Genomic DNA, 15051 nt, shown 5'->3' with positions numbered 1-15051 from the left:
GCCGGCACGAGCGCCGATCGCGGGTCTGTGGAGAACCGGGCCGGTCGGCCGGTTGTGGACGCGAGACGACCCCACGACCAGCGCCGCGGACTCACCGGACGGTGGCGACGAGCCCGGCCACCAGCGGCACGATGCCCAACAGCACGAAGGCTGGCAGGAAGCACAGCCCGAGCGGAGCGGCGGCCTTCGTCGAGACGCTGCGGGCGCGAGCCTCGACCCGACCGCGATGGACCTCGCGCAGCTCCTCGGCCAGCCGGTCGGCCGCGAGTGCCACAGACGCTCCCGAGCGGTGGGCCCGGGCCAGCGCACGGCCCAGCGGGCCCAGCTGCGGGTGTCGCGCCACGTCGGCCCACACCGCGCCCACGTCGGCACCCAGCCGCAGCCGCAGCAGCACGCCGCGGAGCTCCTCGGCGACGGGGCCGGGCAGTGCTTCGGCGACCAGGCCGAGCGCACCCGCGGCGTCGGAGCCGGCGCGCAGGGCACAGGCCAGGAGGTCGACGGCCCCCGGCAGCTCGGAGGCGAGCCGCTCACGGCGGCGTATCTCAGCGGCCGGGGGCAGCCGGCCCAGCAGCCGCCAGGCCACCGCGGCCACCACGACGGCGGCGACGCCGCCCGCGACGCCGGGCACCAGCAGCGACGAGCCCGCGCCGGCGGTGAGCGTGAGGAGCAGCCGCCGGACGTCGAGGTCGGAGACCTGCCGTGCGCTGTCGGGCCGGGGCGTGACCTGCGGGGTCGGTCCCAGCGCCAGCCGGACGGCCACCAGCGCCGCTCCGGCCGCGGCCCAGGCGGCCGGACTCACCCCGGTGCCTGCTCGACCGTCGCGGCGATGCGCTCGAGCCAGGCAAGCCCGAGGTAGGAGAGCAGCAGCCCGGTCCCGGCGCAGCCCAGGCCGAGCGGGGTGCCGAGGAGGAAGGAGAGCGGATGACCGCCCAGGCCGGAGCCGGCCATCAGGAACACCGCCGGCAGCGCCGCCATCAGCCAGGCGGTGGCGCGGGCGGGCGCCAGCTCGGCCTGCACCAGCCGTGCCGTCCGCCGGCGCTCACGCACCGCCACCGCCGCCCGCTGCAACGGGTCGGCGAGACCGCCGCCGCTGCGCAGCGCGACCTGCCAGGCCGCCGCGACCACGCGCAGGTCGTGACGTCCCGGCTGCTCGGCCAGGGCTCGCATCGCCGCGGGCACGTCGGCACCCAGGTCGGCCGCGGTGGCCAGGGACGCCAGGCCGGGCGTCTCGTCGGCGGCGACCTGCAGCGCCTGCCCAGCCGGTGACCCGGCGGCGAGCTCGGCCGCCACCGCCTCGCAGAACCGGCTGACGTCCTCCGCCGCCGCGTTCGCCGCCGCCGACCGGGCTCGGGCCAGCAGCAGGCGCCGGACGCCGAGCGCGACCCCGACGCCGATGGCAGCGAGTACCGGCAGCCGACCACCCACCACGACGGCGGCAGCCACCGCGGCCAGGGCCGGTACCGGCAGCGCCCACCACCTCGACCACCATCTCGGCCGCCACCCCGACGACCCCTGCTGCCGCGGGTCGGGTGCCACCGGGGCAGGTGTGCGGCGCGGCCCCGACCACAGGCCCATCGCCGCCCCGGCCGACACCGCGGCCAGGAGCACCGACGCCGTCACGGGACCAAGACTCGAGCCGGTGCCGGACCGGCGCCCGGATCGACCGCCCGCACCCGGTCGGTCTCGAACACGTACGCCGGCCGCACCTCGACCCGGCCGTCGCGCCGCACCACCTGGCCGATCTCCTGCACCCGGCGGCGGCCGTCGGCCCCCCGACCGACGTGCACCACGAGGTCCAGGGCGGAGGCGAGCTGGCTGTGGACGGCCGCCTGCGACATGCCGGTGGCCAGCGCGAGCGCCTCCACGCGGCTGGGGACGTCGGCGGCGGAGTTCGCGTGAATGGTGGCGCACCCACCCTCGTGGCCGGTGTTCATCGCGGCCAGCAGGTCGGTCACCTCGGCCCCGCGGGCCTCGCCGAGCACGAGCCGGTCGGGTCGCATCCGCAGCGCCTGGCGCACCAGCGTGCGGACCGTGACCTCGCCGGCGCCCTCCAGGTTCGGGGGACGGGCCTCCAGGCCGACGACGTGCGGGTGTTCGGGCCGCAGCTCGGAGGCGTCCTCGACCAGGACGATCCGCTCGGCCGGGTCGACCAGGCTCAGCAGGGCGTTGAGCAGGGTCGTCTTGCCCGACCCGGTGCCGCCGCTGACCAGGAACGCCAGCCGGCGCTCGACGATGCGGCGCAGCAGGTCGGCACCGGCCGCAGGCACCGAGCCCGCCGCCACCAGCTCGGCCAGCGTGAACACCTGGGCCCGCGGCACCCGCAGCGAGACCACGGTGCCGGGCCGGGCCACGGGTGCGAGCACCGCGTGCAGGCGGGTGCCGTCGGGCAGGCGCAGGTCGACGTGCGGTGTGGCGTCGTCGAGGCGCCGACCGCCGACGGCGGCCAGCCGCTGGGCGAGCCGGCGCACGGCGGCCTCGTCCGGGAAGCGGACGTCGGTGAGCTCGAGCCCGGCACCCCGGTCGAGGTAGACGGCGTCGGGTCCGTTGACCAGGACGTCGGTGGCGCCCGGGGTGCGCAAGAGGGGTTCGAGCGGGCCGGCGCCGACCACGTCGCGCTGCAACACGTCGTGGACGGCGAGCACGAAGGTGTCGCCGACCGGCCTCCCGGCTCGGCGCAGGGCACCGGCCACCGCCGCCGGCGAGAGAGCCTGGCCGTCGCGGGCGAGCAGGTCGCGGACCTGGTCGACGACCGCGACGGCGGGCGCGGTCACGCCGCCACGGCCGGAGTGTCGCGTTCCAGCCGGGCGACCACGTCGCGCGCCGCGCGTGCGACCGACCCGCGGCGGGCGTGCAGCGGGCCGGCGCCGAGGTCCAGCGCCTCCTCCAGGCCGCGCTGGTGTCGGGTCACCGCCACCAGTGGCAGCCCGAAGGCGCGGGCCAGCTCCCCCGGTGCGAGCCCCCCGCCCTCGCGCACCACCAGGTGCGGACGCGCCGCCAGACCCTCCAACCGGGCGACCGCCCGCCCGGCCGCCGCCACCGCGGTGAGCGTCGATCCGCACACCAGCAGCACGTCGTCGGCCCGGGCCAGGATCTCCTCGGCCGCCGCGTCGCCCTGACGCGGCAGGTCGACCACGACCGCGTCGTGACCGCGGCCCGCCGCCGAGAGCACCTCACGCACCGCGAACGGCGGCACCGGCTCCCGTGCCAGGCCACCCCAGCCGAGCAGCCCCACGCCGTGCCGGTGCGGCAGCGCCTCGCGCAGCGACCGCCCGCTGATGCGCCCGGTGGCCGAGCCCAGGCCCGACCAGCACGTGCCGTGCAGCCGCTCCATGCCGAGCACCCGCTCCAGGCCGGCGCCGCAGGGGTCGGCGTCGACCAGCAGCGTCGGACCCCGTGCACCCCAGGTCGCCGCGAGCGCGGCGGCCAGCACGCTCGCACCGATCCCGCCCGAGCCGCCGAGCACGGCCACGACCCGGCCAGGGTAGGCGCCGCCGTCGAGGCTGTCGGTGAGCACCTCGACCAGCCAGCTCTGCGACTGCGGCAGCTCGGCGACGTCCTCGGCGCCGAACCGCACGGCTGCGCGGAAGACCTCGTGGGGCAGCGGTGCGGGTCCGACGACGTGCACGCCGGGCCGGCGGGGCGGTCGCAGCAATGCGACCCGCTCGGCTGCGTCGGCGCCCACCAGCACCAGGTCGGCGGTGCCCCATGCGAGCGGCAGCGTGTCGTCGACATCAAGCACCTCGGGCGTCACGCCGGCCGCCGCGGCCAGCCGCAGCACGTCGTCGCGCAGGATCGAGGAGCCGGTGAGCAGGAGCGGTGAGGTCATGACCCGCACTCTCATCGCGCATCGCGGCCGGCACCACGAGCGACCGCACGGCTGTGGACAACGCCTTCGAACGGTCTGCTGTGGACGCGAAAGCACCCCGTCGGCCGTGGAAGACTGCGACGCGATGAGCCAGACGACCGCCGCCTCGCGTCCGCCCGTGCTGCCCCGCGGCCTGCTGATCGTGGTCGGTCTGGCCGCCACGGTGATCGCCGTCGGCGGCCTAAAGGCGGTCGGCGGCCTGCTCGGGCCCGCGTTCTTGGCCCTGGTGCTGATGATCACCGTCTTCCCCGTGCGCGGCTGGCTGGTGCGGCTGCGCGTGCCGGGGTGGCTGGCGACGCTGGTGACGATCCTCGTCGTCTACGCCGTGCTGGCGGCGATGGTGGTGGCGCTCGTGGTCTCCGTCGGCCGGCTCGCGGCACTGGTGCCGACCTACTCCCCGCAGATCAACGACCTCGTCGACAAGGTCGGCGAGCTGCTGCGCGAACGCGGCGTCAAGCAGACGCAGGTCAACGCGGTCATCAAGTCCCTCGACTTCGGCAAGCTGTTCGGCTACGCCACCACCGTGCTGCAGAGCATGCTCAGCGTGCTCTCCAACGCCTTCTTCATCGCGGTGCTCGTCCTCTTCATGGGCTTCGACGCCGCCCGCTTCCCCCGCCACCTGCGCGATGCACGTGGCGAGCGGCCGGCCGTGGTCACCGCCCTGCTCTCCTTCGCCGTCGGCACCCGTCACTACTTCGCCGTCTCGGCCGGCTTCGGTCTCGTCGTGGCGGTCGTCGACTGGATCGCGCTGCTGGTGATCGGCATCCCGGCCGCCGGCGTGTGGGGGGTCCTCTCGTTCGTCACCAACTTCATCCCCAACATCGGCTTCGTCGTCGGGCTGGTGCCGCCGGCAGTGCTGGGGCTGCTGGAGGGCGGCGTCGGCGAGATGGTGGTGGTGATCGTGGTCTACGTCGTCATCAACTTCGTGATCCAGACGGTCATCCAGCCCAAGATCGTCGGCGACCAGCTGGGTCTCTCGGCCACCGTCACCTTCTTGTCGCTGGTGTTCTGGTCGTGGGTGCTCGGCCCCCTCGGCGCACTGCTGGCGATCCCGATGACGCTGCTGGCCAAGGCACTGCTGGTCGACGTCGACCCGAACGCGCGCTGGGTGGTGCCGCTCATCTCCGGGCGGCCCAACGGCCCACCCGGAGGCGGGACCGGCGACTAGCATCGGTCCCATGGCTGCGACGGGGCGTCCTACCGCCGCCTTCTTCGACCTGGACAAGACGATCATCGCCAAGTCGAGCACCATGGCCTTCTCGCGGCCCTTCCAGGCCGGTGGCCTCATCACCCGGCGCGCCATGCTGCGCAGCGTCTACGCCCAGTTCGTCTACGTCGTCGGCGGCGCCGACCACGACCAGATGGAGAAGATGCGCGAGTTCATGTCGCGGCTGTGCGCGGGGTGGGACGTGGCCACCATCCAGGAGATCGTGGCCGACACGCTGCACAACATCGTCGACCCGCTGGTCTACGACGAGGCGGTCAGCCTGATCGAGCAGCACCACGCCGAGGGCCGCGACGTCATCATCGTCTCCGCCTCGGGCTCGGAGCTGGTCGAGCCCATCGGCGAGATGCTCGGGGCCGACCAGGTGGTGGCCACGCGCATGGAGGTCGTCGACGGCCGCTACACCGGCACGATCGACTTCTACGCCTACGCCGAGAACAAGGCCGCCGCCATGGTCGAGCTGGCCGAGGCCCACGGGTACGACCTGGCCCGCAGCTACGCCTACAGCGACTCGATCACCGACGTCCCGATGCTGGCCGCCGTCGGCCATCCGCACGCGGTGAACCCCGACAAGGACCTGCGCCGCGTCGCCCGGGAGCGCGACTGGCCGGTGCTGGCCTTCGACAAGCCGGTGGCGCTGCGTCGCCGGCTGCGGCTGCCCCCGGCGCGGCCCACCCTCGCCGTGCTCGCGGTGAGCGGCGCCGTGGTCGCCGGCGGCGCGATCTGGGCCGGCGTACGCCGACGCCGGCGAGCGGCCTGAAGTGACCGTCCAGTAGGCCTTGAACCGGCCACCGCGGCGGGTGTACGAAAAGGGCAAGAACTCCACAACGTCACACGAGGATCGGTACCCACGCGGCGATCCACCCTTCCTACAGGGCACTGAGCGGCGGAATGCTTCCGCCCCAGCAGTTGAGAGCAGCACGCCTGGTAGCCGGGTCCTTCGTGTGTCATGAACGGCATCGACGTCTCGTACGTCGGTGCCGTTCACCTGTTGCGGGGAGGGCTGCCGAGTCCTGCCATCGCCAAAGTCGTGCACTTGCGCAGTTGTGGTGGCCACATTTCGGGCGACCCCGCCACAAAGCTTCGCAAGTGCGGAGTTTTGGCGAGCGCACCCTCACCCCCGCAGCGGACTCTCCTCGGCCCCCCGTGCCTGGGCCTCGGCGGCGTAGAGCAGCCAGGCGTGCAGCCCGGCCCGGCCGCCGGTGGCGTAGCCGCGCAGGTTCGACTCGTACTCCGCCCGCAGCGCCAGGTGGCCGGCCTCGGGGACGACCAGGGAGGCCGGGTCGACGCCGCGGGCCACGAGCAGCAGTCGCTCGACCGCGCGCGCCACGAGGCCGTCGGCCGTGCCGAACGGGGCCACCGTGGCGATCTCGGCGTGCGCGACCGCCGCGACCAGCAGCGCGGGGGCGGTGGTCGGGGCGAGCAGGGTCTGGGCGAGGTCGCCCATCCGCGCGGCCGCCTCGGGCGTCGCGGGGCGGCCGCTGCCGCCGGCAAGGACGTCGAGCCGGGCGAGCACCTGCAGCGGCGCCCGCTTGAGGACGGGGACCAGCGAGAGCAGCTCGGCGCTGATGCGGACGGCCGCGTCGACGGACCCGTCGGAGAGCTCCGCTGAGGCGTGGGCGCCGCGCAGCAGCGAGTCGGCGGTCTGCTCGGGCGTGGTGCGCCGCAGGCCCCGGTCGCGCAGCAGCGCGTCGATCCCGTCGCGCGTCGCGGCGAAGGCCGACGGCACGCCTTCCAGCGAGGTCAACCGGGCCAGGGTGTCGGGCGCGGGATCGGGCACGGTCCGCACGGTAGCGTCGCGGGCGTGGACGACTCCGGCAGGCTCAGCTTCGGCGGCATCGCCGAGCAGTACGAGCGCGGCCGGCCCTCCTACCCCGACGACGCCGCGTCCTGGCTGACCCGAGGCATCGCCGGCAGCCGCGTGCTCGAGCTGGGCGCCGGCACGGGCAAGCTGACCGAGGTGCTCGATCGCACCGGGTGCGACGTGATCGCCACCGACCCCGACGAGCGGATGCTCTACCACCTGCGCCACCACCTGCCGGATCTCCCGGTGGCGGTGGCCGCGGCCGAGCGGATCCCGCTGCCCAGCCGCAGCGTCGACGTCGTCGTGGCCGCGCAGGCCTTCCACTGGTTCGACCTGCCCCGCGCGGTGCCCGAGATCGCCCGCGTGCTGCGGCCCTACGGCGTACTCGCCCTGGTGTGGAACTACCGCGACGAGCAGGTCCCCTGGGTCAAGAAGCTGGGCCGGCTCATCGGCGGCCCGCTGCAGGAGAGCGACCCCACGGTCAGCCTGGCCGGGTTCGAGCAGGTCGTGAACATCGAGCAGCAGAGCTTCCGCCACTGGCACTCCCTGGACCGCGGCGCGCTGCTCGACATGGTCTCCTCGCGCTCCTACATCGCGACGCTGGAGGAGGCCGAGCGCGAGGAGAAGCTCGCCGAGGTCTCCGGCCTCTACGACGACTACGGCCGCGGCGCCGACGGCATGCGGCTGCCCTACGTGACGCGCTGCTACCGGATCGCGCTGCGCGACCTGGCCCCCGAGCCCGACCCCCGTCGCCACGCGGCCTCCCGACCGCGCCCCACGCCCGACGAGGGAGCCGACCCGGTCGACGCCGGCGAGCCGACGGTGGCCATGGACCGTGCCGACCTGCCGCTGGGACGTCGCTCGCCGCGGCCCGAGGACCCCGACGACGGTCCGGTGCTGATCGACCTGCGGTGAGAATGCCGCTCGCGCTCAGATGAGGGCGCGCGGCTGCGGCGAGGACGGGAACGACACCGTGTCGACCCACTCGTGCCGCGGCCGGCCGAGCAGGTAGCCCTGCGCGTACGTCGCCCCGGCCGCCCGCGCCACCTCGAGCTCCCCGACGGTCTCGACCCCTTCGACGCACACCTCGATGCCGTGCTGGTGGGCGAAGCCGACGAGCATCCGCAGCACCTCGGCGCGGGCCGGGTGAAGGTCGCAGCCGGCCACGAGGCTGCGGTCGATCTTGGCGATCTCCGGGCGCAGCGCGACCATCCGAGCGAAGTCGGTGGCCTGCGAGCCGACATCGTCGAGACCGACGCGTGCGCCGCGCTCGCGCATCCGGTCCAGCAGGTCGGCGACGGCGGCGTCCTCGAGGCCCGCCTGATGCTCGCTGAGCTCGACCACGACGCCGGTCAGGTCGCGGGGCAGCTCCAGCCAGAACCGGTCGGAGTGCATCGCCAGCTCGGAGACGTTGACGTAGACGTCGGTGCCGGCCCGACGGTCGTCGCGCTCGAGCACGCGGCGAATGGCCGCCGCCTCGAGCAGGTCGCCGTAACCCTTGCCGTGGGCGTCGGCGAAGACCGCCTCGATATCGGTGGTGTGGGGGAAACGGCTCAGGCACTCGTGCCCGATTACCGCCAGGTCGGCCAACCTCACGATGGGCTGGACCACGACGACCTGGTCGCGCAGCGGCCCGGGCATCGCATCGACCGAGCTCTCCGCCGCCACGGTGCGCGCGCGACCGGCCCGTTTGGCCAGGTAGAGCGCCTCGTCGGCCTCCGCCAGCGTGAGCGCCGGGTCCGTACCGGGTCGCCACGCGGCGACCCCGACCGACGCCGACTGCGGCAGCGGCACCAGCCGGCGCAGCTGGTCGGCGCGGTCCACGGCGTCGGGCAGCGTCAGGCCCGGCAGCAACATCGCGAACTCCTCGCCGCCGTAGCGGGCGAAGATCTCACCCTCGACGAGGGCAGCCGACCACAGGGCCGAGACCTGGCGGAGCAGCGCATCGCCGGCGGGGTGGCCGTGGTTGTCGTTGTACTCCTTGAACCGGTCCAGGTCGAAGAGCGCCACGCACAGCGGCGCCTGGGAGGCGGCCGCGACGTCACAGGCGCGGCCGATGGCGTGGTTCCAGCTGCGGCGGTTGGGGAGCCTGGTCAGCTCATCGGAACGCGCCAGCTGTGCGAGCTGATCGGACTGCTCGCCGATATGACCCATCAGGTTCATGATGCGCAGAGCCACGAGGGCCGAGACGAGCAGACCGATCGCGGTCAGCACCCACAGGTAGGTGGCGCGTCCCAGCAACAGGCTGATCGCCACCGAGGCGCCCGGCAGCAGCAGGCCGGTGGCGAGCAGGAGGACCTGGGAGCGCGGCGAGACGCGCTCGGCGTCGACGCTCGTGCCGTAGGTGAGATCGCGTAGCGAGGGGTGCACCATGCCGGCGGCGAAGAACACGTAGCCCAACAACCACAGCGCCTGGACCAATGCGTCGGCATCTCCACGATCACCGGTGATGCTGGTCAGGCTGGACGCGAAGTCGCCGGCCAGCTCCAGCGCGACCGCCGCGCTGAGCAGGAGCAGCGACATGGAGCGCGTGCTGTCGGTCAGCAGCAGGCGCGCGACGACCGTGATCAGCCCCAGGTCCGCGAGCGCGAACCCCGCCACCGCCAGGCGGGCTCCCAGCGGCCCCTCGGCCTGCGTCTGCGGCAAGATGACGAAGACCAGGACCGGCGCCAGACCGCCGAGGGCGAAGATGGCGGCTTCGATGTGGCCGCGGCGGTTCGTGACCTTGATCCGCCGGTGGTCGAAGAGGTAGACGCCGACAGCCAGCACCCCGTACCCGACCAGGAGCACCAGCACGGAGGGCCGCAGCGGACCCTGGAGGTGCAGCAGGTGGCGTTCCAGGCCGTTCAGGACGTCCGCGGTCGCGGCCAGGCTGATGCCGCCCACGACGACCGGCCACCCTTTGTCCATCAGGTCGGGCCGACTGCGCAGTCCCCGCCAACCGATCGCGACGCACCCGATCTCGGCACCGAGCGCGACCACGTCGCGCAGAGGACCTGCCGGCAGTGCGGGCAGCGCGACCACAGCGCCCAGCAGCAGCGCGAACAGCGCTCGCATGCGTGCCGACACGTGTGCCACCTCCCCCGACGTCGTACCCAGGTTAGAGAGCGAAATATCGCATTTGCCGGTTTTCACAGGGATCGGCGACGGCCGGACTAGACCGCTGCGTGCCGGCCGGCCGAGGACACCTCGCCGCGGCGCTCGACGCGGTCACGGCCGCCGGGCCAGCCCGGACCGGGGCGGCCCAGCAGGTAGCCCTGGGCGTACCCGACGTCCAGCGAGCGAATGACCTCCAGCTCCCCGGCGGTCTCCACCCCCTCTACGCAGACCGCGACGTCGTGGCTGTGGGCGAATCCGACCAGCATCCGCAGCACCTCGGCCTGCGCGCGGTCCAGGTCGCAGCGCGTCACCAGGCTGCGGTCGATCTTGGCGATGTCGGGCCGCAGCGCGACGATGCGCGCGAAGTCGGCCGACAAGGTGCCGACGTCGTCGAGGCCGATGCGGGCACCCTTGGCCCGGAACCGGTCCAGGTACTCGCGCAGCTCGGTCGTGGCGAGCCCGTCGCGCACCTCGGAGAGCTCGATGACGGCGCCGGTGAGGTCCTCGGGCAGCGCGTCCCAGAACCGGTCCGAGCGCATCGCCCGCTCGGAGACGTTGACGAAGACGTGGACGCCGCGCGGGCGGGCCGGCTCCTCGACGGCCCGGCGCAGGGCGATGGCCTCGAGCAGGTCGCCGTAGCCCTTGTCGTGGGCGTCGAGGAAGGTCGCCTCGACGCTCGCGGTGTGCGGGAAGCGGCTCAGGCTCTCGAAGGCGACGATCTCCAGGTCCGAGACCCGCACGATCGGCTGCATCACGGTGCTCAGGTCGCGCAGCGGGCCGGGCGTGGAGTCGGTCGAGGGCTCGGCCGGCAGCGTCATGTTCCGCCCCGAGCGCTTGGCCAGGTACAGAGCGCCGTCGGCGTCCTTGAGCGTCACCGCGGGGTCGGTGCCGGGGACCCAGGCGGCGACGCCGGCCGAGGCGGTCTGCGGCAGGACCACCGCCCGGCGGATCTCGTCCACCCGCTCCAGCGCCTCGTCGAGACCCAGGCCCGGCAGCGCCATGGCGAACTCCTCGCCGCCGTAGCGCGCCAGGACCTCGCCGTCGCGCAGCAGCGCCGACCAGCTGGCCGAGACCTCCCGCAGCAGCCGGTCACCGGCCGGGTGGCCCTGGGTGTCGTTGAAGGTCTTGAAGTGGTCCAGGTCGAGCAGCGCCACGCACAGCGGCGTCCCGCTCGTCTGGGCCAAGACGACGGCGCGGGAGACCTCGTGGTTCCAGCTGCGCCGGTTCGGCAGCCCGGTGAGCTCATCGGAGCGGGCCAGGTCGGAGAGCAGGTCGGACTGCTCGGCGATGTGGGTCATCAGCTGGGTGAACCGGAACCAGACCAGGCCGGAGACCAGCACGCCGAGCACGGCGATCTCCGGCAGCCAGGTCGGCCGTCCCAGCGCCCAGGCCAGCCCGAGCGAGACGACGGGCATCAGCGAGCCCAGGCCGAGCAGCCAGACCTGGCGGCTGGGCACGACGTGCAGCGACTGCAGCCCGGCGCCGTAGGTGAGCTCGCGCAGCGAGCTGTGGCACAGCCCGGCGGTGACCAGCACCAGGCCGATCAGCCACACCGACGCGCCGATGGTGCTCACCGTGCCCGACGCCGCGGACTCGGCGAACTCGGCGGCGCACCACAGCAGCAGGCCGCCGGCGAACAGCCGCAGCGAGACGCAGCCGCGGTGGTCGATGAGAGCGAAGCGCGCGACGACGCTGACCAGCAGCACCACCGCCACCGCGAAACCGCCGAGCACGACGCTGCCGGCCGCGGTCCGGCCGGGCTCGGTCAGCCGGGGCAGGATCAGGAACGACAGGGCCGGGGCGAGGCTGCCCAGACCGAGGACGACCGACTCGATCACGCCGTTGCCGGACTCCAGGCCCGCGCGCTGGCGCCCGACGACGAAGACCCCCGCCGAGAGCACCAGGCACGCCGCCAGGGCGACGAGGTCCGAGGGGCGCGGGAAGGAGGTGCCCAGCAGCATCGACCGCTCGGCCACCGCGGCGGCGTCCGCGACGCACAGCATGGTCACGGCGACCAGCGCCACGCCCCAGCCGCGGCGCAGGAGGTCGCGGCGCGGCACCAGGCGTCGCCACGCCAGCGCGACGCACACGATCTCGACGAGCACGTGGGCCACGTCGTCGACGCGGCCCGGCACGACCGGCAGCAGCGCGGCGGCCGCAGCCAGCCCCGCAAGCTTCCAGCGAAGGTCCCCCGGCATTCTCGATCACCCCCCGGGCCCAGATTAAGGCGGGTTTGTCGGCTGCGAGGGGTTTTGCAGGGGTTGCCGGGGCCAGGCGACAGGCGTTTGCTGTGACGAGCGTCGCACGAAACCCCTCTCGGAAGGTCTTGGCATGTCCTCTCCCGCACCAGCCGCCACTCACGTCGTCCCCGGAGCGCACCTGGCCGACCCCGCGCCCCTGGGGCTCGCCGCCTTCGCCCTGACGACGATGTTCCTCAGCGTCGTCAACGCCGGGATCCTCCCCGAGGCCGTGGAACCGGTGGTCTTCGGGCTCGCGCTGGCCTACGGCGGCGGCGCGCAGCTGCTGGCCGGCATGTGGGAGTTCGCCAAGGGCAACACCTTCGGAGCCACGGCCTTCTCCTCCTACGGCGCGTTCTGGCTCTCCTTCTGGTGGCTCACCGCGCACCTGGCCGACTACAAGATCCCGGCCGACGACGTCGGCAAGGGAGTCGGCTTCTACCTGGTCGTCTGGGGTGTCTTCACCGCGTACATGACGGTGGCCGCCACCCGCGTCAGCGGCGCGGTGCTCGCGGTGTTCGCGCTGCTGACGCTGACCTTCGTGCTGCTGGGCATCGGCAACATGGCCGGGGTCGACGGCTTGGTCAAGACCGGTGGCTACGCCGGCATCCTCACCGCGCTGGCGGCCTGGTACGCCTCCTTCGCGGGCGTCACCGCCTTCTCCCACGGCCGCTCGCTCGTGCCGACCGGCGCCCGGGAGTAGCCCCACCCCGCAGTCCACCCCCAACCTGTCTGCAACCCGGCCTGACTAGGGTCGCAGGACCCGCCGTCGTCGAAGGAGATGAGAGCGCCGTGAGCCAGTCCAGCGCCGAGACCGATTCGCAGACCCTGGCCAACCTCAGCCACGAGGACCGCCGGTTCGACCCGCCCGAGGAGCTCGCGGCGCACGCCAACGTCACCGCGGAGACCTACGAGGAGGCGAAGGCCGACCGGCTGGCGTTCTGGGCCGAGCAGGCCGAGCGGATCAGCTGGGACGAGCCCTTCACCGAGGTCCTGGACTGGAGCAACCCGCCGTTCGCGAAGTGGTACGTCGGCGGCACCCTCAACGCCGCCTACAACTGCGTGGACCGCCACGTCGAGGCCGGCCACGGCGACCGCGTCGCCTTCCACTGGGTCGGCGAGCCCGAGGACGACACCCGCGACATCACCTACGCCGAGCTGCAGGACGAGGTGTGCAAGGCCGCCAACGCGCTGGCCGAGCTCGGCGTCGGCCAGGGCGACCGCGTGGCGATCTACATGCCGATGATCCCCGAGACCGCCATCGCGATGCTGGCCACCGTGCGTCTCGGCGCGCTGCACACCGTGGTCTTCGGCGGCTTCTCCTCCGACGCCCTGGCCACCCGCGTGCTGGACTGCGAGACGAAGGTGATCATCACCTCCGACGGCGGCTACCGGCGTGGCTCGCCGGCCGCGCTCAAGCCCGCCGTCGACGAGGCCGTCGCCAAGGTGGAGGGGGAGCGGCCCGGGCTGGTCGAGCACGTGCTGGTCGTGCGGCGCACCGGCCAGGACGTCGAGTGGAACGACGACCTGGACCTGTGGTGGCACGACGTCGTCGACGAGGCCTCGCCCGAGCACACCCCGGAGATGTTCGACGCCGAGAACCCGCTGTTCGTCATGTACACCTCGGGCAGCACCGGCAAGCCCAAGGGCATCGTGCACACCACCGGCGGCTACCTGGTGGGCACCTCCTACACGCACTGGGCGGTCTTCGACCTCAAGCCCGACACCGACGTCTACTGGACCGCCGCCGACATCGGCTGGATCACCGGCCACAGCTACATCGTCTACGGGCCGCTGGCCAACGGCGCCACGAGCGTGATGTACGAGGGCACGCCCGACACCCCGCACAAGGGTCGCTGGTGGGAGATCATCGAGACGTACGGCGTCACGATCCTCTACTGCGCGCCGACCGCGATCCGCACCTTCATGAAGTGGGGCGCGGAGATCCCCGAGAAGTTCGACCTCTCCTCGCTGCGGATCCTCGGCTCGGTGGGTGAGCCGATCAACCCCGAGGCCTACGTCTGGTACCGCGAGACCATCGGCTCCTCGAGGTGCCCGGTCATGGACACCTGGTGGCAGACCGAGACCGGCATGCACATGATCTCCCCGCTGCCCGGCGTCACCTCCGGCAAGCCCGGCTCGGCGATGACGGCGATCCCGGGCGTGAGCGCCGAAGTGGTCACCGACGAGGGCGAGATCGTCCCCAACGGCTCCGGCGGCTACCTGGTGCTCACCGAGCCGTGGCCCTCGATGCTGCGCACGCTGCTGGGCGACGACGAGCGGTTCAAGGACACCTACTGGAGCAAGTACGCCGAGCAGGGCTGGTACTTCGCCGGCGACGGCGCCAAGAAGGACGAGGACGGCGACATCTGGCTGCTGGGCCGGGTGGACGACGTCATGAACGTCTCGGGCCACCGGCTCTCCACCACCGAGATCGAGTCGGCGCTGGTCTCGCACCCCAAGGTGGCCGAGGCCGCCGTCGTGGGCGCGGCCGACGAGACCACCGGACAGGCCGTGTGCGCGTTCGTCATCTTGCGCGAGTCGGCGCTCGAGGGCGGCGAGGAGGCCCCGGACGACCTGATCGAGGAGCTGCGCAACCACGTGCGCAAGGAGATCGGCGCCATCGCGAAGCCGCGCCAGATCATGATCGTCCCCGAGCTCCCCAAGACCCGCTCGGGCAAGATCATGCGCCGGCTGCTCAAGGACGTCGCCGAGAACCGCGAGGTCGGCGACGTCACCACGCTGGCCGACTCCACGGTGATGGACCTGATCTCCGAGGGCGTGAAGGGCGAGAAGTCCCAGGACTGACCGCGCGGAGCGC

12 protein-coding genes are annotated in these 15051 nt (G+C 73.3%); 5 read left to right on the top strand and 7 right to left on the bottom strand.

The window, feature by feature from the left end:
• Positions 1–91 precede the first annotated feature (91 nt).
• Genes D9V37_RS19750 through ssd form a run of 4 tightly spaced genes read right to left on the bottom strand, consistent with a single transcriptional unit; the run spans position 92 to position 3826 of the window.
• The gene (locus tag D9V37_RS19750; RefSeq protein ID WP_158604530.1) at positions 92–799 is read right to left on the bottom strand and encodes a type II secretion system F family protein; all 708 of its coding nucleotides are present in this window, start codon (positions 797–799) and stop codon (positions 92–94) included.
• Positions 796–1620, bottom strand: a complete 825-nt coding sequence (locus D9V37_RS19745) for a type II secretion system F family protein (protein ID WP_121807783.1) — start codon at positions 1618–1620, stop codon at positions 796–798. Before D9V37_RS19745 ends, D9V37_RS19750 begins: the two co-directional genes overlap by 4 nt.
• A complete protein-coding gene (locus D9V37_RS19740) occupies positions 1617–2771 on the bottom strand; it encodes a TadA family conjugal transfer-associated ATPase (RefSeq protein ID WP_198412657.1) in 1155 nt (384 codons plus the stop codon). Before D9V37_RS19740 ends, D9V37_RS19745 begins: the two co-directional genes overlap by 4 nt.
• On the bottom strand, positions 2768–3826 hold the full coding sequence (ssd, locus tag D9V37_RS20560) for a septum site-determining protein Ssd (RefSeq protein WP_198412656.1): 1059 nt from the start codon (positions 3824–3826) through the stop codon (positions 2768–2770). Before ssd ends, D9V37_RS19740 begins: the two co-directional genes overlap by 4 nt.
• A gap of 124 nt (positions 3827–3950) precedes the next feature.
• On the opposite strand from ssd, the gene D9V37_RS19730 reads away from it, so the two are divergent.
• Both D9V37_RS19730 and D9V37_RS19725 read left to right on the top strand, forming a co-directional pair.
• The gene (locus tag D9V37_RS19730; protein WP_158604529.1) at positions 3951–5033 is read left to right on the top strand and encodes an AI-2E family transporter; all 1083 of its coding nucleotides are present in this window, start codon (positions 3951–3953) and stop codon (positions 5031–5033) included.
• A gap of 10 nt (positions 5034–5043) precedes the next feature.
• A complete protein-coding gene (locus D9V37_RS19725) occupies positions 5044–5850 on the top strand; it encodes an HAD family hydrolase (RefSeq protein ID WP_121807780.1) in 807 nt (268 codons plus the stop codon).
• 354 nt (positions 5851–6204) lie between these two features.
• Here D9V37_RS19725 and D9V37_RS19720 read toward each other — a convergent pair whose 3' ends face one another.
• Positions 6205–6870 carry a Fic family protein gene (locus D9V37_RS19720; protein ID WP_121807956.1) on the bottom strand — a complete coding sequence of 222 codons (666 nt, stop codon included), beginning with the start codon at positions 6868–6870 and terminating at the stop codon, positions 6205–6207.
• 24 nt (positions 6871–6894) lie between these two features.
• On the opposite strand from D9V37_RS19720, the gene D9V37_RS19715 reads away from it, so the two are divergent.
• A complete protein-coding gene (locus D9V37_RS19715) occupies positions 6895–7809 on the top strand; it encodes a class I SAM-dependent methyltransferase (RefSeq protein WP_232525030.1) in 915 nt (304 codons plus the stop codon).
• 15 nt (positions 7810–7824) lie between these two features.
• Here the strand turns inward: D9V37_RS19715 and D9V37_RS19710 are convergent, their stop codons facing one another.
• Together D9V37_RS19710 and D9V37_RS19705 are read right to left on the bottom strand one after the other, a co-directional pair.
• Positions 7825–9963, bottom strand: a complete 2139-nt coding sequence (locus D9V37_RS19710) for an EAL domain-containing protein (protein WP_147456007.1) — start codon at positions 9961–9963, stop codon at positions 7825–7827.
• A gap of 86 nt (positions 9964–10049) precedes the next feature.
• A complete protein-coding gene (locus D9V37_RS19705) occupies positions 10050–12191 on the bottom strand; it encodes a GGDEF and EAL domain-containing protein (RefSeq protein WP_121807778.1) in 2142 nt (713 codons plus the stop codon).
• A 133-nt stretch (positions 12192–12324) separates the two neighbouring features.
• Between D9V37_RS19705 and D9V37_RS19700 the strand changes: the two genes are divergently transcribed.
• Positions 12325–12933: an acetate uptake transporter gene (locus D9V37_RS19700; RefSeq protein ID WP_121807777.1), complete on the top strand. Its 609-nt coding sequence runs from the start codon at positions 12325–12327 to the stop codon at positions 12931–12933.
• 89 nt (positions 12934–13022) lie between these two features.
• A complete protein-coding gene (gene acs, locus D9V37_RS19695) occupies positions 13023–15038 on the top strand; it encodes an acetate--CoA ligase (protein WP_121807776.1) in 2016 nt (671 codons plus the stop codon).
• The last annotated feature ends 13 nt before the right edge of the window (positions 15039–15051 follow it).

It is taken from the genome of Nocardioides mangrovicus (assembly GCF_003674065.1).
GTDB classification, from domain to species: Bacteria; Actinomycetota; Actinomycetes; order Propionibacteriales; family Nocardioidaceae; genus Marmoricola; species Marmoricola mangrovicus.
This window is presented reverse-complemented; position numbering and strand designations above follow the sequence as displayed.

Excerpts from the sequence above, each read along its gene's own strand:
- D9V37_RS19700 (WP_121807777.1), top strand. The coding sequence starts at position 12,325 with ATGTCCTCTCCCGCACCAGCCGCCACTCACGTCGTCCCCGGAGCGCAC.
- ssd (WP_198412656.1), bottom strand. The coding sequence starts at position 3,826 with ATGACCTCACCGCTCCTGCTCACCGGCTCCTCGATCCTGCGCGACGAC.
- D9V37_RS19725 (WP_121807780.1), top strand. The coding sequence starts at position 5,044 with ATGGCTGCGACGGGGCGTCCTACCGCCGCCTTCTTCGACCTGGACAAG.
- D9V37_RS19730 (WP_158604529.1), top strand. The coding sequence starts at position 3,951 with ATGAGCCAGACGACCGCCGCCTCGCGTCCGCCCGTGCTGCCCCGCGGC.
- D9V37_RS19705 (WP_121807778.1), bottom strand. The coding sequence starts at position 12,191 with ATGCCGGGGGACCTTCGCTGGAAGCTTGCGGGGCTGGCTGCGGCCGCC.